Here is a 17,604-nt window from a genome sequence, read left to right as displayed (position 1 = left end):
CGGGCGTGATCGTCCGCGACGCCGTGGTCTCCGACGCCGCCGACCTGCTGGCGATCCACAACGAGGCCGTCCGCACCACCACCGCGATCTGGGACGAGGACGAGGTCGACCTCGCCGACCGGACGGCCTGGCTCGACGGACGCCTGACGGCCGGCCTGCCCGTCCTGGTCGCCGAGGTCGGCGGTCGCGTCGTCGGCTACGCCTCGTACGGTCCGTGGCGTCCGCGGTCGGGCTACCGGCACACCGTCGAGAACGCCCTGTACGTCCTGGCGTCCCACCACGGCCGTGGTCTCGCCTCCCTGCTGATGGACGCCCTCGTGGCCCGGGCCCGGCGCGACGGCCCGCACCGCATGGTCGCGATGATCGAGTCGGGCAACACCGTCTCGATCGACCTGCACGTCCGCCGGGGCTACCGGACGGTCGGGCACCTGCCCGAGGTCGGACGCAAGTTCGACCGCTGGCTCGACCTCACGATCCTGCAGCTCGACCTACACTGACGCGCGTGACGTCCGCGCCCCCTCCTGATCCGGTCGTGCCGCTCGACGGCGTCGACCGGTGGGCCGAGCTCGCGCTCGACGAGCTGACGGACCTGCCCGGTGTCAGCCGCGTCGGCGTGGCCGTCGTCGAGGGCGGCGGGCGGCGACTGCTGTTCACCGCGAGCGACCGGCAGCGCGGCGACACCCACGAGTGGTGCCACCTCGATGCGTTCGCGACGGCGCCGCTCAACGACGCGATCGCGTCCGGCGGGCTGGTGGCCGACGCGCTCTCGGGCCTCGACGCGCGCTACCCCGACTTCGTGGCTGCCCAGCGCGACACCCCGCACGTCGCCCTCGCCGTCGTGCCCCTGGCCGCCGAGGTGCCCGCCATGGGCGGTCTGGTGCTCTACTACTCGTGCCCGCAGCCCTTCGACGGCTCGCAGCGGGACGACCTCCGCCAGACCGGCGTCCGGCTCGAGCAGGCCCTGCGCACGGCGCTGCAGCCGTCGGGCACGCCGCCGCGGGCGCTCTCCCGCCCGGCGCCCGGCACGCTCGTCGCCGAGCACGACATGCCTCCCGACCCCTCCGCCGTCGGCGAGGCCCGCCGCTTCCTGCGGTCGACGCTCGACGGCTGGAGCATCGCGCCCGGCACCACCGACCAGGCCGTGCTGTGCCTGTCCGAGCTGGCCACCAACGCGCTCATCCACACCGGTGGCGGCTGCCACGTGCGGGTCGAGCTGCACGACGGCGTGCTCACCACGCGGGTGCACGACAACGGCGGCACGGTCGAGCCGCGCGTCCGTGCCGCCGACGACTCCTTGCACGGCAACGGCCACGGCCTGCGCCTCGTCGATGCCCTCGTCGACAGCTGGGGACGCGAGACGCATGCGCACAGCGCCGCGGTCTGGTTCGCCCTGGCCGTCGGCTGACGTCAGCGCTCGAGCAGGTCAGTGGCTGAAGAGGCCGCCGAGCGTCTTCGCGGCGGCCTTCAGCCCGCGCCCTCCGGGCAGCCCGGGCACCTGGTCGATGATCGGCGTGAGCGCCAGGAGGCCGCCGAGGTGCTTGACCTTGAGATGGCGCAGCGTCACCAGCCGGACCGGGTCGGCTCGACCGGCCGAGGCCTCGAGCACGTCCTCGGCGCGGCCCGACACGCGCGGTCCGTGAGCAGAGCCCTCGATGCGGTCGACCGTCCACCCGCCGTCGGACCGCGACGTGAACGACCACGGCGCCTCGTCGGCGTTGATGCCGATCGTGGCGTCGATGCCCTCACGGGCCGCCAGGCATCCCGTCGTGTCGGTCAAGGCCGCGACGCCTGATCGCAGCAGCACCGGGTCGACCGTCGCGTCCACCGCGTCGGCGAGGTCGAGCGCGTGCACCGCCAGCTCGTAGCACCCCGCGTGCACCAGCGTCAGCAGCGGGATGGGCCCGAGCTGGCTCGCGACCGGCGCGAGGCCGACCTCGGGGTCGCCTGCGGAGGCCAGCACCTCGACCACCGCGTCACGGGACGCGCGCAGGGCGGCGAGGATCTCGTCGGCCGTCGCGTCGCCGTGGGCCTGGATCATGGCCGCGTTGACGGTGTCGGGAGCGAGCGGGACGTCGGCGGCAGGCGTGCCCCGCGTGGCGAGGGCCGCGCTCAGCGACGACTCCTCGTCCCACGTGCCGAGGTGCAGCAGCACGTCACGCACCGTCCAGCCGTCCAACCGCGTGCGCGCCGCCAGGTCGACGCCCTCGGCGAGATCGATGAAGGCGTCCCAGGCGCTGGTCACCGCCCCCGGGAGGTCGTAGGAGGTGCTGGTGGCCAGTCCTGAGTCACTCACCCCACGAGCATCCCGTGCCCGCGGTGCCGACGCATCCGCAGCGCGGGCATCGGCGGCTCAGACGAGGAATCCGTCCTCCACCAGCTCGCGGACGACGGGGGCGTAGCGCTGGCGCAGCTCGACGGGGTCACGGTCGAGCAGCGACGCCAGGGCGTCCAGGATCTGTGCCGAGGTGAGGTCGCCGTCGCTGGCACCGATGAGACCGGCCTCGACGGTGTCGACCTGCCGCGTCCGCCTCACGCCGTGCTGCAGCCGGACGACGATGCTCTCCGGATCCTCCGCGCCCGCCGCGCCTCGCGTCTCCTGGACGAGGTCGATCGCCTGACGGTAGGTACGGTCGAGCAGCTCGGCGTCGTCCGCGCCGCGCAGGGCGTCGACCCGTTGCCCCCACGCGGCGACCCCGGGGCCGACGGGCTGCGCGATCTCGCCGGTCCACTCCTCGAGGCGATGGACCGGTGTGCCCGTCGTCTTGCGCAGGCTCAGCCAGCCGAAGCCGATGGCATCGATGCGCTCGCTCGCGAACCAGTCGAGCCAGGCGTCGTAGCGCTGGACGTAGTCGGGGGCTCCGGCCAGACCGGCGTCGGCCAGCCACATCTCGACGTAGGCGGCCGGGTCGACGAGCTCGCGCTGCAGGATCCAGGCGTCGAGCGGGCGTCCGGCCAGCCACTGCCCGAGGTCGGCCTGCCAGTCGACGTCGTCGTGGTGGGCCCAGTTGGCCAGGATCTGGCACCAGCCACCGTCGTTGAGGTGCGTCTCGGCGTTCTCGACCAGGTGCCGCACGACGCTGTCGCCGGGCATGCCGGAGTCGCGGTAGACCAGCACCTCGCTGCCGGGCGGGGAGATCACGAAGGGCGGGTTGGTCGCGATGAGGTCGAAGGTCTCCCCCGCGACCGGGGCGAACAGGCTGCCGTCGCGCACGTCGACCTCGACGTCGTTGAGCGCGGCGGTGAGGCGGGCCATCGCGAGCGCCCGTGGGTTGACGTCCGTCGCCACCACGTCGCTCGCGTGCTGGGCGAGGTGCAGGGCCTGCACGCCGCAGCCCGTGCCCAGGTCGAGCGCACGACCGACGGGCTCGCGGATCGTCAGCTGCGCGAGCGACGACGACGCCTCGCTGATGCCGAGCACGTACGACGGGTCCATCGGTGCCTGGCGACCGTCGAGGCCCGACGTCGGGTCGCAGACGATCCACCAGTCGTGGGCCTCGTCGCCGTAGGGACGGATGTCGACCAGCGCGCGCACCTCCGAGCCCGACGACACGAGCATCCCGGCCGCGACGAGGGGGTCGACCAGGCCCGGCAGGACTGCGTCGGCCCGCTCGCGGTCGACCGGCACCTGCAGGGCGAACAGCCGCACCAGCGTCGCGAGGTCACCCCCGCCCCGGGTCGCCCTGAGGGCGGGGACGGTCTGGTTGCGGCCCAGCGCGCGGTGGGCGTCGTCGCCCAGCAGGGCGTACACCGCGTCGACGGTGAAGGTGGCTCGATCGAGAGCGGCCCGGAGGGCGGGGACGTGCGCGGCATCCAGCATGACTCCACCCTGTCAGACCGCCGAGTGGCGCACTCTGGGCCCCGAGTGGCGCAATCCGCAGGGACTCGCCGTCTCAGAACCTCCAGAATGCGCCACTCGCGGCTACTGGACCGGCTGGGCCTCGACCTCCGACTCCCCGGGGTCGAGGGCGATCGGACGCGAGCGGGCGATGCCCACCGCGATCACGATGATGACGACGGCGACGCCCGCGATCGTGTAGCGGATCGGGTCGCTGGCATCGGTGCCGTACGAGTACTTGATGATCAACGGCGTCGCCAGGAGAGCCACCAGGTTCATGACCTTCAGCAGCGGGTTGATGGCCGGTCCGGCGGTGTCCTTGAAGGGGTCGCCGACGGTGTCGCCGATGATGGTCGCCTCGTGCGCCGCCGAGCCCTTGCCGCCGTGGTTGCCGTCCTCGACGAGCTTCTTGGCGTTGTCCCAGGCACCGCCGGAGTTGGCCAGGAACACCGCCATCAGCAGTCCCGTGCCGATCGCTCCGGCGAGGTAGGCGCCCAACGGGCCGATGCCGAGGCCGAAGCCCACCGCGATCGGCGCGAAGATCGCGAGGATGCCGGGCGTGGCCAGCTCGCGCAACGAGTCGCGGGTGCAGATGTCGACGACCTTGCCGTACTCGGGGCGACCCGTGCCCTCCATGATGCCGGGGATCTCGCGGAACTGGCGGCGGACCTCGTAGACCACGGCACCGGCCGCGCGTCCGACCGCGTTGATGGCCAGGCCCGAGAACAGGAACACGACGGCCGCCCCGAGGATCAGCCCCACCAGGATGCTCGGGTCGCCGACGTTGATGACGCCCTCGAACACGTACGTCTCGATGACCTTGAGCCCGCCCGCGTTCTCGGCCGTCAGTCCGGCCGACCCGATGGCCTCCCTGATCGAGCTGCTCAGCGAGCCGAACAGCGCCGTGGCGGCCAGCACGGCCGTCGCGATCGCGATGCCCTTCGTGATGGCCTTGGTCGTGTTGCCGACGGCGTCGAGCTCGGTGAGGATCTGGGCGCCGTCCTCGTCGACGTCGCCCGACATCTCGGCGATGCCCTGCGCGTTGTCGCTGACCGGGCCGAAGGTGTCCATCGCGACGATGACGCCGACCGTCGTCAGCAGGCCGCAGCCGGCGAGCGCCACGGCGAACAGCGCCACGACGAGCGAGCCGCTGCCCAGCAGGAACGCTCCGAAGACCGCCGCACCGATGACGATCGCGGTGTAGACGGCCGACTCGAAGCCGACCGAGAGGCCGGACAGGATGACGGTGGCCGCCCCCGTGAGCGACGTCTTGCCGACGTCCTGCACCGGACGCGTCTCGGTGCCGGTGAAGTAGCCCGTCAGCGCCAGGATCACCGCGGCGAGCACGATGCCGATGAGCACCGCGATGATCGCGATGAGGCGCGGGTTCGCGTCGAGCCCGGGGGCCTCCTGGCCCGCCTGCTGGCTGAGCGTCACCAGCAGCGAGCTGGTGTCGATGCCGGGCAGCTTGGCGTCGGTGAACGACGTCGGCAGCAGCAGGAACGCAGCACCGATCGACCCGAGGCCCGAGACGACGGCCGTGATGTAGAACGACCGGTTGATCGTCGTCAGGCCGCTCTCGCCCGCGCGGGGCTTGGTGATGAACACGCCCAGGATCGCGGTGAGCGCGCCGATGGCGGGGATGACCAGCGGGAAGACCAGGCCCACCTCGCCGAACGCGACCGAGCCGAGGATCAGCGCGGCGACGAGCGTCACGGCGTACGACTCGAACAGGTCGGCGGCCATGCCGGCGCAGTCGCCGACGTTGTCGCCCACGTTGTCGGCGATCGTCGCGGCGTTGCGCGGATCGTCCTCGGGGATGTTCTGCTCGACCTTGCCGACGAGGTCGGCGCCGACGTCGGCGGCCTTGGTGAAGATGCCACCGCCGACGCGCATGAACATCGCGAGCAGCGCCGCACCGAAGCCGAAGCCCTCGAGGACCACGGGCGCGTCGCCGGTGTAGATCAGCACGATGGCGCCGGCCCCGAGCAGCCCGAGCCCGACGGTCAGCATGCCGACGGTGCCGCCGGTGCGGAACGCGATGCGCATCGCGACCTCGCGCCCCTCGTCCTGCGCCGCGGCGGCGACCCGGATGTTGGCGCGCGTGGCCAGCCACATCCCCAGGTAGCCGATGAGCGCCGAGAAGCCCGCCCCGAGCAGCAGCGCCACGTAGCGGCCGATCTTGATCTTCCAGTCGTTGTCGAAGCCGAGCACGGCGGCATCGAGCGCGAACAGCATCGCGAGGGCGATCAGCGCGAAGACGGCGAGGGTGCGGAACTGCCGGCTGAGATAGGCGGACGCGCCCTCCTGCACCGCCAGCCCGATCTCGCGCATCTTCTCGGTGCCCTCGGCGGCGCGCAGCACCTGCGACCGGAACACGACCGCCATGACCAGCGCCAGCAGGCCCACCGCGACGACCGCGTAGAGGTAGTACGTGTTCTTGTCGGAGAAGTCGAGGTCCCCGCCCACTGCCGCAACGAAGGTCGCGTCCGCCATGTCATCCTCCAGAGATCAGCCAGAGACGTGCAGCGGCCCCGGGAGGACCGTGTGACGCACGTTACATGCCGGAGGATGTGTCAGGTGTGACCTGCGTCACTCGTGCGCGGCGCGCGCCTCGTCGGTCGTCGCGTGCAGGCCGAACACCTTGTCGAGACCGGTGATCTCGAAGATCTTGAGGATGCGCTCCTGCGTGCACACGATGTCGAGCGAGCCGCCGTCGGCGCGGACGCGCTTGAGCGCCCCGACGAGCACGCCGAGGCCCGTGGAGTCGAGGAAGTCGACCTTGCGGACGTCGATGATCAGGCGGGTGTGGCCGGCGTCGACAGCCGTGACGATCGACTCGCGCAGCCGGGGCGCGGTGTAGACGTCGATCTCACCGCCGACCTCGATGACCTCGAAGTCACCCTCCGTGCGGGCGGTCAGTGCCAGCTCCATCGCCGATCTCCCTTGGTCTAGCCGCTGCGGACAACGGGTGAATTGAATCATGATCCCCGCCTGCGTGCGGACTGGAGACCCTGCGCGGACACCTGAGGCGGATCGCTCTGGAAGACTTGACCGGTGGACCCCGCCGATCTCGTGCTGCGCTACGGCGACCGAGTGACGCACGTCGAGCGCGTGCCGGCCCGCGAGGCGGTGGTCGAGCCGTGGCCCGACTGGGTCGATCCCGACGTGCGCGCGATGTACGAGGCCGAGGGCATCGGCGCCCTCTGGGGGCACCAGGCCGAGGCCCTCCACCACGTGCACGCCGGACGTCACACGGTCGTCGCGACGGGCACGGCGTCGGGCAAGTCGCTGGTGTTCCAGGCGCCCGCCCTCACGGGGCTCGCCGCCGGACGCACCGGCAGCGCGCTGCGCGGCAACCGGATGCCCACCGTGCTCTACCTCGCCCCCACCAAGGCCCTCGCCGCCGACCAGCTGCGCCGGTTGCGGGGCGCGTCGGCGTTCGCGCGCCCTGCCACCGTCGACGGCGACAACTCGCGGGAGGAGCGCGCCTGGGCTCGCGACCACGCCAACTACCTGCTGACCAATCCCGACACGCTGCACCACACGATCCTGCCGGGGCACGCGCGGTGGGCGCGGGTGCTCGGCGGCCTGACCCACGTGGTGGTCGACGAGTGCCACCACTACCGCGGGGTGTTCGGCGCACACGTCGCCCACGTGCTGCGACGCCTGCAGCGGATCTGCGAGCACTACGGCGCCGCGCCGGTCTTCGTGCTGTCGTCGGCGACCGTGGCCGAGCCCGAGGTGTTCGCCGGCCGGTTGACGGGCCTCGACGTCGTGCCCGTCACCGACGACGCGTCGCCCCACGCAGCTCGCACGATCGCCCTGTGGGAGCCGCCGATCATCCCGGGGGTGACCGCTGCGGACGGCACCCCGGGTGCGGAGACGGTCGTGCGGCGGTCGGCGACGTCCGAGGCCGGCGAGCTGCTGACCGACCTGGTGATCGGCAGGATCCGCACGCTGGCCTTCGTCCGCTCGCGTCGGGGCGCCGAGGCGGTGGCCGCGACGGCCCAGCGCCGGTTGGCCGAGGTGGACGCCGAGCTGGTCGGTCGGGTCGCGACGTACCGCGGCGGCTACCTGCCGGAGGAGCGCCGCGAGCTGGAGCAGCGGTTGCGCAGTGGCGACCTGTTGGGGCTCGCCAGCACCAACGCGCTCGAGCTCGGCATCGACGTGGCGGGGCTGGATGCCGTCATCACGGTGGGCTTCCCGGGCACGCGTGCCGCCCTGCAGCAGCAGTTCGGGCGGGCCGGCCGGTCGGGTCGCGACTCGATCGGCATCCTGGTGGCCCGCGACGAGCCCATCGACACCTATCTGGTGCACCACCCCGAGGCGCTGCTGGGCCGGGCCGTCGAGGCCTCGGTGTTCGACCCCGACAACCCGTACGTGCTCGGGCCGCACCTCGCCGCCGCAGCGCAGGAGCTGCCGCTGACCGAGGGCGACTTCGACCGGTTCGGACCGCGCGCGGCCGAGGGCGTGGCCGCCCTCGAGGCCGCCGGGTGGTTGCGCAAGCGTCCGGCCGGCTGGTTCTGGACCAAGCGCGAGCGTGCCAGCGACCTGGCCGACATCAGGTCCAGCGGAGGCGCACCGGTGCAGATCGTCGACGGCACCACCGGCCGCCTGATCGGCACGGTCGACGCGTCGTCGGCCGACTCGACGGTGCACGAGGGCGCGGTCTACGTGCACCAGGGCGACGTGCACGTGGTCGACGACTACGACGTGGCGCACGGTGTGGCGATGGTGCACCGCGACGACCCCGACTACTCGACCTCGGCCCGATCGGTCACCGAGATCGCGGTGCTCGACACCGAGCGGACCACGCCGTGGGGGGCCGCGGCGATGTCGTTCGGATCGGTCGAGGTGGTCAACCAGGTCGTGTCGTACCTGAAGCGCAGCACGACCGGGGGCGGCGTGCTGGGCGAGGAGCTGCTCGAGCTGCCGGCTCGGTCGCTGCAGACCAAGGCGGTCTGGTGGACCCTCGACGCCGCCACGGTCGCCGCGACGATGGAGCACGACGACGTGCCGGGCTCTGCGCACGCAGCCGAGCACGCCGCGATCGGGCTGCTGCCCCTGCTGGCGACCTGCGACCGGTGGGACATCGGTGGCGTGTCGACCGCGCTGCACCCCGACACCGGCACCCTGACCGTGTTCGTCTACGACGGCTACCCGGGCGGCGCAGGCTTCGCCGAGCGTGGCTACGAGGTGGCCGCCACCTGGCTGCGGGTGACCCGCGACGCGATCGCGGCCTGCGCCTGCCGCGACGGGTGCCCGTCGTGCGTCTACTCGCCCAAGTGCGGCAACGGCAACGAGCCGCTCGACAAGGCCGGCGCCATCCGGCTGCTCGACGCCTTCCTGGCCGGTGCGCCGGCCGAGACCGCTCACGACCCCGTCACGTAGGACTCGGGCGCGGCGCGGGCCTTCTGCTCGCTGGCCCACCGGCCGCCCCACCACGCCGGGCTGGACGCCCGCGCCGTGACGGTGGCGACGTCGAAGTCCATGCGGCACGCGACCAGCCGCGCGCCGTTGCGCCGGGCGACGGCCGCGCCGGTACGGCACCCGTCGTCGCCCGCGGCGCTGGCTCGCGACGCCGCAAGCGCTGCCAGGTCGGCCGCGGCCGCCACGCGGTGTCGCATCTGCACCAGGCTGACCGCCTGCACCAGCACCAGCGTCACCACGACCAGCAGCAGCGAGACCGAGACGGCGTGCACCGTGGAGGCACCTCGCTCGCCGTCCGACCGGTGGGTGGACGCCCGACTCACGGATCCTCCTGCGCGGCGACCGAGGTCGACTCGAGGGAGCGCGACCCGATGCCGGAGAAGAACGGGATGGGCATGCGGGAGCGCGTGCCGACCGTGACGCTGACCGTGCCGTCGGCCGTCGTGACCTCGACCGTCGCCCGTCCGGGCGCGTGGTGCCGCGCCATCGCCGTGGCCGCCGCAGTGGACTCCCCACGGGCGATCATGCGGGCCGACTCTCGCGAGGCGTCGGCCAGCCGCACCTGCGTGAGACCCAGCGAGACGATCCACAGCAGCAGGAAGGCGAGCGCCACCCCGAAGGGCGCGATCGTCATCAGCTCGGCGGTGACCATGCCGCGCTCGCGCCTCACCGGATGCGCAGGTTCGGGACGGGGAAGCCGTCGAGGAAGGCGAACCAGCGCGTCAGCCAGTCGAACCAGGTGCCGTCGGTGGCCAGCGTCTGCAGGACGAGCGCGATCGTGCAGGCGCCGAGCGTGCCGACCGCGTACTCGGCGGTCGACATGCCGTCGTCGGGGGACGTTCTCGTGATCATGTGGCTCCTCGGGAGTGGCCCGGGGCGGCGCCAGCACGCCGCCCCGGAGCGGGTCAGAACGGCAGGATGCTGGGGATCTTGTCGAACAGGTCGCGGACCAGCTCGCCGAACCACTCGGACTGGCCGATCTTGACCAGCACGCCGCCGATCGTGCAGGCGCCGAGCGTGCCGACCGCGTACTCCGAGGTCGACATGCCCTGCTCGTCGCGGGAGAACAGCTTCTTCATGGGAGGTCCCTTCGTGGGTGGTTGTGTCACCGAGAAGATGGGCTCGTCACGACTGCTTCTGCGATGCCGGCGCCCGGCCTGGGGACGACCGGACGTCGCGCGTCTGCCTGTGGACTCACCACGAGAAGCTGCGGAAGGTCGCCACGATCGTCGGCACGATGCCGATGAGGAAGAACGCCGGCAGGAAGCACAGGCCCAGCGGGGCCGCCGTGCGGACGCCCACCCGCTGGCTCCGCTCGCGCAGCCTCGCTGCTCGATCGCGCCGCAGCTCGTCGGCGACGCCCCGGACGATGTCGGAGACCGGCATGCCCGACGCCGAGGCCCGCCGGAACGCCCGGCCCACGGCGGCCAGCCCTGGGTCGTCGGCGACGCCGATCCACACGCCGTCGGGATCGGCGGCGACCGCCAGCCGGGCGGCGACCGCGGCGAGGTCGTGGCCGAGTGGCCCGTCGGTCGCGTCGGCAGCCAGCGCGAACGCCGTGACGGGTGGCCGACCCACGACCAGTGCGGCGACGACCAGGTCGAGGGCGCCGGGCAGGTCGGCCTCGACCCGCGCCGCACGGCGCCTGGCGGCCGACGACTCCATGCGTCCGACCGCGCGCCGCACGACCGGGACCAGCGCGCCACCGACCACCAGCCCCGGCACGGGCCCGAGGACGACCACGGCGGCGACCGGCACCAGCAACGACGCCACGAGGGCCGGGTCGGGGCCTCGGGTGCGGACGGTCGTGGGCGGCGACAGCACGCGACGGGCACGCACCCGCGGCGACGGCCGGACCCACAGCCAGACCGCGCCCGCGGCGAGCAGCGCCGCCGTCATCGGGTCTCGCTCGCCGATGCGGCGATGCGCTCGATCCACGCGACGCCCGCGCAGGCGAGGCCGCACCCGAGGGCCAAACACCCGGCCCCCACCCACGTGCCGGTGAGCACCGCGATTGGATCACCGCCCATGCCCGAGCCCAGCAGCAGGCCGACCGCCGGCAGCGCCGCCATGAGACGCGCGGTGGCCCGTGCCGGCGCGACGCCCGCCTCGACCTCGCGGGCGATCTCCCGATCGGCCCGCGCCGACTGCTCGAGCCGCTCGACCACCGCGGCGAGAGGCGCGCCCGACCGGTCGGAGACCCACCACGCGCCCGCCACGTCGCGCAGCACCTCGCGACCGGGTGCCGTCGACGCCTCGCGCAGCGCAGCCACCACGTCACCACCGAGGTCGGCAGCGCGCGCCGCGGGGTCGAGGACGGGGAAGTCGCCGGCCAGACCCGCCACCACGCGCTGCGGCAGCACCCCCGCCCGCAGCTCGGCCGCCATGAGACCCACCAGCTCGGCGACCTCGGCGCGACGTCGCACGACCGCCGAGCGGGCGCGCGCACCGCGCACCTGGAGGCTGGCGAAGCCGGCCACGGCCACCGCCGTCAGCACCAGGACGACACCCGGACCGGACGGTCGTGGCACCCACGGCCGGACGACGGCACCGGCCGCCAGAACGACGGCCGCGAACCAGGCCGGTGGCACGGACGGCGGAACCCCGCCCAGCCGCGACCTCACCCACGAGCGGCCGTCGGGCCACCGGAGGCGGATCGCCATCGCGACGAGCACGGCGGACGCCAGGCTCATCCGACGACCCCGACGACCCCGACGAGTCGCGACCAGCCCGGTCCGCGGATCGCCCGGCCGCCCACGAAGGTCACCGCCGGCGTGCAGACCACGGCCGCTCCGCCGTCGGCCCGTCGGACGACGGCGATCTGCTCGACCGCACGTCGCCCGGCCGCCGGCCGCCCGACGTGGACGACGACCTCGATGCCCGCTGCGAGCTGGCTGTGCACCGCGTCGCGCGGCAGCCCCGCCGCGACCCCCAGCGCCTCGAAGCGCGCGGGCACGTCGGCCGGCGAGTTGGCGTGCACCGTGCCGCACCCGCCCTCGTGGCCGGTGTTGAGGGCAGCCAGCAGGTCGACGACCTCGGCGCCTCGCACCTCGCCCACCACCAGTCGGTCAGGACGCATGCGCAGCGCCTGCCGCACGAGGTCGCGCACCGTGACCCGGCCGGCACCCTCGACGTTGGCGGGCCGCGCCTCGAGACCCACGACGTGCGGGTGGTCGGGACGCAGCTCGGTGGCGTCCTCGACGACGACGATGCGCTCGGCGGGCGGGACCTCGGACAGCAGCGCCGACAGCAGCGTGGTCTTGCCCGAGCCGGTGCCGCCCGTCACGACGAACGCGGCACGCGACGCGACGACCCCGGTGAGCAGCTCGAGGCCCTCGTCGGTGATCGACCCCGCGTCGCGCAGGCCGGCCAGCGTGTACGACCGCCGCGGCGGCACGCGCAGGGAGATGACGGTGCCGGGCCGCGCGATCGGCGAGAGCACCGCGTGGAGGCGGGTGCCGTCGCGCAGACGCGCGTCGACCCACGGGCTGGCGTCGTCGAGGCGGCGGCCCGCCTGCGCCGCGAGGCGCTGGGCGAGGCGCCGCACGGCATCGTCGTCGTCGAAGCGCAGCGGGACGCGCTCGAGGCCGCGGCCGCAGTCGACGTGCACCTGCTCGGCACCGTTGACCAGGACGTCGGTGACGTCGGGCAGCGCGAGCAACGGGTCGAGCGGTCCGGCTCCCCTCGTCTCGCTGCGCAGCTGGTCGACGATCTGCAGGACCGTGCCACTGCCGGCCACCTGCTGCTCGGCGCGCAGCGCGTCGGCGACCGTGAGCGCGGTCGGCTCGGCGGCGTCGGCGGACAGACGCCGGCGCACCCGCTCGACGACGGACCCCTCCGGCGTGGACGAGTGGGCAGTCACGGGCTCTCCAGCCCCACCGCGTCGAGCACCGTGCCTGCGGCACGGCGCAGCGACCGCGACCGGCCGGGGCCGCGCCCCTGGTCGACCGCGGGTCGAACCCGGCGGTCGGGCCGGACGCGAGTCAGCGCCGGCATGCCGAGTGCCTCCTCGACCGCGCCTACCCCGATGCCCGCCGGACGGGCGACGCTGACCAGCGCCACCGCCGGTGCCCGCGGCGACACCGCGGCCAGCACCTGGCGGGCCGCCGCCACGGCGGCGATCTCCTCGGGGACCATCACCAGCGTCAGCACCGACCGCCCGACGAGCTCGGCCCCGGTGTCGCCGAGATGGCGGGGGACGTCGACCACCACGAGATCGAACCCTCGCACCGCGGCCGACACGACCTCGCTCCACGAGCCGGGCACCTGCCGCGAGGAGTCGCGCGACCACACCAGCTGGCTCACGCCACCGCGCGCGGGCAGGACGTCGGCCAGCGAAGCCGCGTCGAGCCGTCCCTTCGTCGACCCGAAGTCGTCCCACCGCACCCCGCCGGCTCGCTCGGTGCCCGTCAGCAGCTCGAGGCCGCCGCCGAGCGGATCGGCGTCGACGACCAGAGGCTGCAGGCTCCTGCGGGCGGCCTGCAGCCCGAGCGCGACCGCGAACGTCGACGCCCCCGCACCGCCGACCCCGCCGATCACCGACACGACGCACGCCTCGCCCGATCCGTCGAGCGCGGACGAGAGCAGCTCGACGACCCGCTGCTCGTCGGCCGGCGTGCACACCGCCACCGCGCCGACGTCGATGGCCGACGGCCACGAGCGCTCGGGGTCGCGCGCGACCACCACCACGTGCTCGCGTCGGGGCAGTGCCGCACGGGCCAGCGGCGCCACCAGGTCGTCGCCGACCAGCACCGCCGCGGCCGTGCGCCACGAGCGGCGCACGGCCGCGACGTCGTCCGCGCGCTCGGGCACGGACCCCACCGCGGCACACCAGCGCAGGGCGTCGTCGACGAGCTGCTCGTCGCCCGAGGCGATCAGGGTCGGGCCGCCCGGGGACGTCACGGGCGTGGAAGAACGGGTCATGCCCTCGACCCTCGCCGCCCGCTCGACGCGCCGAAAGATCGAATCGATGACCTGTGGACGGCGAAGCCTGACCCATCCGCCTGTGGACCGCCCTATCCTGGAGGGGTGAGCCCTTCGCGGACTGCGGCATTCTTCGACCTGGACAAGACGATCATCGCCAAGTCGAGCACGCTTGCCTTCGGCAAGCCCTTCTACGACGGCGGCCTGCTCAACCGCCGGGCCGTGCTGCGCAGCGCGTACGCCAACTTCATGTTCTCGATCAGCGGCGCCGACCACGACCAGCTCGAGAAGATGCGCGCCTACCTGACGCAGATGGTCACGGGCTGGGACGTCGAGGTCGTGCGCCAGGCCGTCGCCGAGACCCTGCACACGATCATCGACCCCATCGTGTTCGAGGAGGCCGTGACGCTGATCGAGCAGCACCAGGCCTCGGGGCGCGACGTCATCATCGTGTCGGCGTCGGGCATCGAGGTCGTCGAGCCCATCGGGGCGATGCTGGGCGTCGACCACGTCATCGCCACGACGCTGGTGGCCGAGGACGGCCGCTACACCGGCGAGGTCGACTTCTACGCCTACGGCCCGCACAAGGCCGACGCGATGCGGCAGCTCGCGGCCGAGCGCGGCTACGACCTCGACGAGTCGTACGCCTACTCCGACTCCGAGACCGACGTGCCGATGCTCGAGGCCGTGGGTCACCCCTTCGCGGTCAACCCCGACAAGGCGCTGCGCCGGCTGGCCGACGAGAACGGCTGGCCCGTGCTCGTGTTCGCCCGTCCCGTGGCCCTGCGTCGCCGCCTGGGCCTCGACACCAAGGCCGGCAAGGCGGCCGCCACGGCCGTCGTGGCGGGAGCGGTCAGCGCCGTCGCGGTGGCCGTGGTCTCGCACCGCCGCAACCGCTCGGCCTGACGCAGCCGCCTCAGCGCCGTCCGAGCTGGTCGGCGACGGCCCTCATGCCCGCCGCGGTGGGGTGCAGGAACGCGCCGCCGCCCGTCGCCGTGTTGTCGCTCAGGCCGTTGACCCACGCCTGGTCGCCCGCACAGGCATCGTGGCCCACGGACGCCCGGTGCATGTCGACGTACGGCACGCCGGCGCGCTGGGCGGCCTTGGCCAGCGTCGAGGCCAGCCTCTGCTCGTAGCCGGCGACCATCGCGCGCCGCGTCTCGCTGAGCGGCAGCACGGCGCACTGTCCCTGCTCGGGCGCGATGCGCAGGTAGCCGACCAGCCGGACGTCGGCGTCGGGAGCCCGCTGCGCCACCTCGTCGAGCACCGACACGACGCTGTCCAGCGTCTTCGGGAACACCGTCGGCATGTACGTCGAGGTGAAGCTCGAGCACAGCGCGTCGGTGGCGCTGGTCGGCAGCAGGCAGTTCGTGTAGAGGCCGGCCGTGGCGCCCGAGTCGTTGGCGCCGATGCCGACCGTCACCCGGGTCGTCTCGCGCCCGATCGATGCCAGCTGGGGCTCGACCTCGGTGCCGCCGTCGAGGGTGCGGCCGTCGCGCAGCATCTCGGTGGTCTCGCCGCCGCAGCTGACGTCCGTGAGCCGTGACGCCGATCCCTCGGACGCCAGCAGGTGCGGATAGTTCGACAGCGACCTCAGGCACCCGGGCTGGTCGGGATCGGCCGGGGCGATGCCCGGGCCCGAGGTGAAGGAGTCGCCGATCGCGACGTAGCCCGCCGCCCCGGCCGGACCCTCGTCGTCCGACCCGCCGGAGCACCCTGCGGCCCCGAGGGCTACCACTGCGGCAGCCAGCGCCCGGGCGAGGGATCGGCGGCGCATGCCAGCATCCTAGACATCCGGACGGCTCCGTGCCCACGCTCTGCCGCCCGCTTGTGAAGCAATGCGCACAACGTTACGGACGAGTAGGGCTTCACTCCGCGACCGTCACGGCGTACACATGGAGAACAACAACACAACGGACGACACACCGGTACCCACGCGGCGATCACCCGTCTCAATGGGAAAGTCGCTCGCTCGGACTCTCGACCGCTCAGGGATCGCGGAGCCTCGACGACTCAGATCCAGCACGCTTGGTAACCGGGACCGTGTCGACCGGACGGCGCCGGCCCCTCGAGGTCCGGCGCCGTCGTGCGTGCTGGCTGCGGCGGGCTGCCCACCGCTTGGAGTCACGCCACGCAGTCGACCAAGGTCGTCAGGTCCGCGGCGGCGGTGAAGATCAGCTCAGCGGCACCGGCCGGCGGGAACACGATCGCCGCCGTCCCGCCCAGCGCGAGCCCGATGATGCAGTACCCGTCGAGCTGGCCGTCGGGGTCGACGGGCGTGCCCGATCCGTCCAGTGGGATCGACTCGATCTGCTTGCCGTTGATGTACTTCTGGAGGTACGAGCCCTTGCAGTTGCCGAGCTTCTCCCCGGCGGCCATCGAGTAGCTGGAGCCGGTCGTCGAGACGCAGATGTATTCGTAGGTGCCCGAGGGCTCGGCACTCGCGCTCCCTGTGGCGGCGGTCGTGACGCCTACACCGAGGGCGAGTGCCGCGGCGGCGCTCATGAGTCGATTGCGCATGATGTCTCCCTTTCGTCCACCCGCTGCGAGCGGAGTGTGATTGGTCCATCGATCTCTTCGAACGTAGGACGGGCACGACGCCACGTCTGTGGCGTGGCTCACATCCGAGGCGGCGAGTCGGGGGTGGCGGCGCGAGCCACCGAGGGCCTCAGCGCGCGAGCGGGGACGCCTCGGCGGCCCGGGTGAAAGCCTGCGACGCATACATCAGCCACTGGTGGACGCCGGTGGGCTGCCCGCCGGCATAGGCCTCGAGCGCCGAGCGGTAGCCGGCGGGCTCGGCCGCGTGCCCGGCCTCCGGCACCAGCACCGATGCGGGGTCGACGCCCTTGGCGAGCAGGACGAGCCGCTCGGCGGCCCGGCCGATGACCCCGTTGTGCGACGAGAAGGCGCCCGCGGCGGTGATCTCGGCGTTGACGAGGGCCGCGACGACGAGGCCCGGGGCCTCGGTGGGCTGGCCCAGCATCCAGGCCAGCTCAGTGAGGCGCGCGACGCCGTCGGGGTTGACCGGACGTCCGAGGTCGGCGTCATCGGCCGAGCCGGACGCGGCGAGCGCGTGGATGCGGGCCAGCGCCTGGACGGGCGAGCGGTTCCACGTCGGGAGCAGGCCCAGCAGCTCGGTCGACAGGCGGACGGCACCCCGCGCCACGGCGTCGCCGCCGCCGGCGGCCAGGGTGTCCGCGTCGTACTCGCTGCCCTCGAGCGATGCCGTCGCCGCGGCGCCGAGCAGGAGCGAGCGAGCGGTGTCCTCGGGCGTGCTGCGCCGCAGACCACGGTCGCGCAGGATCGAGTCGATGCCGTCGCGGGTGCCCGCGTACGTCGACGGGATGCCCTCCAGGAGGGCGGCCGAGATGAAGGGATCGGACACGACCGAAGCGTACCGGCCGGTCATGGGG

Annotated in this window: 19 protein-coding genes; 4 read left to right on the top strand and 15 right to left on the bottom strand. The window is 73.4% G+C overall.

Going from position 1 to position 17,604, the window contains the following annotated elements:
* Positions 1–5: 5 nt before the first annotated feature.
* Together DX116_RS07870 and DX116_RS07865 are read left to right on the top strand one after the other, a co-directional pair.
* Positions 6–497 carry a GNAT family N-acetyltransferase gene (locus DX116_RS07870; protein ID WP_119704187.1) on the top strand — a complete coding sequence of 164 codons (492 nt, stop codon included), beginning with the start codon at positions 6–8 and terminating at the stop codon, positions 495–497.
* 5 nt (positions 498–502) lie between these two features.
* A complete protein-coding gene (locus tag DX116_RS07865) occupies positions 503–1,405 on the top strand; it encodes an ATP-binding protein (protein WP_147393618.1) in 903 nt (300 codons plus the stop codon).
* An 18-nt stretch (positions 1,406–1,423) separates the two neighbouring features.
* On the opposite strand, the gene DX116_RS07860 is transcribed toward DX116_RS07865, so the two are convergent.
* From DX116_RS07860 to DX116_RS07845, 4 genes are all read right to left on the bottom strand, one after another.
* Complete coding sequence (locus DX116_RS07860; protein WP_119703564.1) at positions 1,424–2,293, bottom strand: maleylpyruvate isomerase N-terminal domain-containing protein; 870 nt, start codon at positions 2,291–2,293, stop codon at positions 1,424–1,426.
* 57 nt (positions 2,294–2,350) lie between these two features.
* Positions 2,351–3,817: a DUF7059 domain-containing protein gene (locus tag DX116_RS07855; protein ID WP_119703563.1), complete on the bottom strand. Its 1,467-nt coding sequence runs from the start codon at positions 3,815–3,817 to the stop codon at positions 2,351–2,353.
* 102 nt (positions 3,818–3,919) lie between these two features.
* Positions 3,920–6,331, bottom strand: coding sequence for a sodium-translocating pyrophosphatase (locus tag DX116_RS07850; protein ID WP_119703562.1), 2,412 nt, complete (start codon positions 6,329–6,331; stop codon positions 3,920–3,922).
* Positions 6,332–6,427: 96 nt separating this feature from the next.
* Positions 6,428–6,769, bottom strand: a complete 342-nt coding sequence (locus tag DX116_RS07845; protein WP_119703561.1) for an STAS domain-containing protein — start codon at positions 6,767–6,769, stop codon at positions 6,428–6,430.
* Positions 6,770–6,892: 123 nt separating this feature from the next.
* Between DX116_RS07845 and DX116_RS07840 the strand changes: the two genes are divergently transcribed.
* Complete coding sequence (locus tag DX116_RS07840; protein WP_119703560.1) at positions 6,893–9,229, top strand: DEAD/DEAH box helicase; 2,337 nt, start codon at positions 6,893–6,895, stop codon at positions 9,227–9,229.
* On the opposite strand, the gene DX116_RS19900 is transcribed toward DX116_RS07840, so the two are convergent.
* The 8 genes from DX116_RS19900 to ssd all read right to left on the bottom strand — a co-directional run bounded on the left by DX116_RS19900 (position 9,211) and on the right by ssd (position 14,191).
* Positions 9,211–9,591 (bottom strand): Rv3654c family TadE-like protein, encoded by a 381-nt coding sequence (locus tag DX116_RS19900; protein WP_158591935.1) that lies wholly within the window; start codon positions 9,589–9,591, stop codon positions 9,211–9,213. The genes DX116_RS07840 and DX116_RS19900 overlap by 19 nt on opposite strands.
* Positions 9,588–9,938: a TadE family type IV pilus minor pilin gene (locus DX116_RS19895; RefSeq protein WP_158591934.1), complete on the bottom strand. Its 351-nt coding sequence runs from the start codon at positions 9,936–9,938 to the stop codon at positions 9,588–9,590. The genes DX116_RS19900 and DX116_RS19895 overlap by 4 nt, the downstream gene beginning before the upstream one ends.
* Positions 9,935–10,120: a DUF4244 domain-containing protein gene (locus DX116_RS07830; RefSeq protein ID WP_119703558.1), complete on the bottom strand. Its 186-nt coding sequence runs from the start codon at positions 10,118–10,120 to the stop codon at positions 9,935–9,937. Before DX116_RS07830 ends, DX116_RS19895 begins: the two co-directional genes overlap by 4 nt.
* A gap of 53 nt (positions 10,121–10,173) precedes the next feature.
* Positions 10,174–10,347, bottom strand: a complete 174-nt coding sequence (locus DX116_RS07825) for a DUF4244 domain-containing protein (protein ID WP_119703557.1) — start codon at positions 10,345–10,347, stop codon at positions 10,174–10,176.
* A gap of 115 nt (positions 10,348–10,462) precedes the next feature.
* Positions 10,463–11,167, bottom strand: coding sequence for a type II secretion system F family protein (locus DX116_RS07820; RefSeq protein ID WP_119703556.1), 705 nt, complete (start codon positions 11,165–11,167; stop codon positions 10,463–10,465).
* Positions 11,164–11,961 carry a type II secretion system F family protein gene (locus DX116_RS07815; RefSeq protein ID WP_119703555.1) on the bottom strand — a complete coding sequence of 266 codons (798 nt, stop codon included), beginning with the start codon at positions 11,959–11,961 and terminating at the stop codon, positions 11,164–11,166. The genes DX116_RS07820 and DX116_RS07815 overlap by 4 nt, the downstream gene beginning before the upstream one ends.
* Positions 11,958–13,130: a TadA family conjugal transfer-associated ATPase gene (locus DX116_RS07810; protein ID WP_119703554.1), complete on the bottom strand. Its 1,173-nt coding sequence runs from the start codon at positions 13,128–13,130 to the stop codon at positions 11,958–11,960. Before DX116_RS07810 ends, DX116_RS07815 begins: the two co-directional genes overlap by 4 nt.
* The gene (ssd, locus tag DX116_RS07805; RefSeq protein ID WP_119703553.1) at positions 13,127–14,191 is read right to left on the bottom strand and encodes a septum site-determining protein Ssd; all 1,065 of its coding nucleotides are present in this window, start codon (positions 14,189–14,191) and stop codon (positions 13,127–13,129) included. Before ssd ends, DX116_RS07810 begins: the two co-directional genes overlap by 4 nt.
* A gap of 105 nt (positions 14,192–14,296) precedes the next feature.
* Here ssd and DX116_RS07800 point away from each other — a divergent pair, with 105 nt between their 5' ends.
* Complete coding sequence (locus tag DX116_RS07800) at positions 14,297–15,097, top strand: HAD family hydrolase (RefSeq protein ID WP_119703552.1); 801 nt, start codon at positions 14,297–14,299, stop codon at positions 15,095–15,097.
* 10 nt (positions 15,098–15,107) lie between these two features.
* On the opposite strand, the gene DX116_RS07795 is transcribed toward DX116_RS07800, so the two are convergent.
* The 3 genes from DX116_RS07795 to DX116_RS07785 all read right to left on the bottom strand — a co-directional run bounded on the left by DX116_RS07795 (position 15,108) and on the right by DX116_RS07785 (position 17,576).
* Positions 15,108–15,968: an SGNH/GDSL hydrolase family protein gene (locus DX116_RS07795; RefSeq protein WP_119703551.1), complete on the bottom strand. Its 861-nt coding sequence runs from the start codon at positions 15,966–15,968 to the stop codon at positions 15,108–15,110.
* A gap of 347 nt (positions 15,969–16,315) precedes the next feature.
* The gene (locus DX116_RS07790) at positions 16,316–16,711 is read right to left on the bottom strand and encodes a hypothetical protein (RefSeq protein ID WP_147393617.1); all 396 of its coding nucleotides are present in this window, start codon (positions 16,709–16,711) and stop codon (positions 16,316–16,318) included.
* Positions 16,712–16,859: 148 nt separating this feature from the next.
* Positions 16,860–17,576, bottom strand: coding sequence for an oxidoreductase (locus tag DX116_RS07785; protein ID WP_233556601.1), 717 nt, complete (start codon positions 17,574–17,576; stop codon positions 16,860–16,862).
* Positions 17,577–17,604 lie beyond the last annotated feature (28 nt).

Origin of the sequence: Aeromicrobium endophyticum (assembly GCF_003586285.1) — a bacterium.
GTDB classification, from domain to species: Bacteria; Actinomycetota; Actinomycetes; order Propionibacteriales; family Nocardioidaceae; genus Aeromicrobium; species Aeromicrobium endophyticum.
The sequence above is the reverse complement of the archived record's forward strand: the minus strand, read 5'-3'. Positions and strand labels throughout refer to the sequence as shown.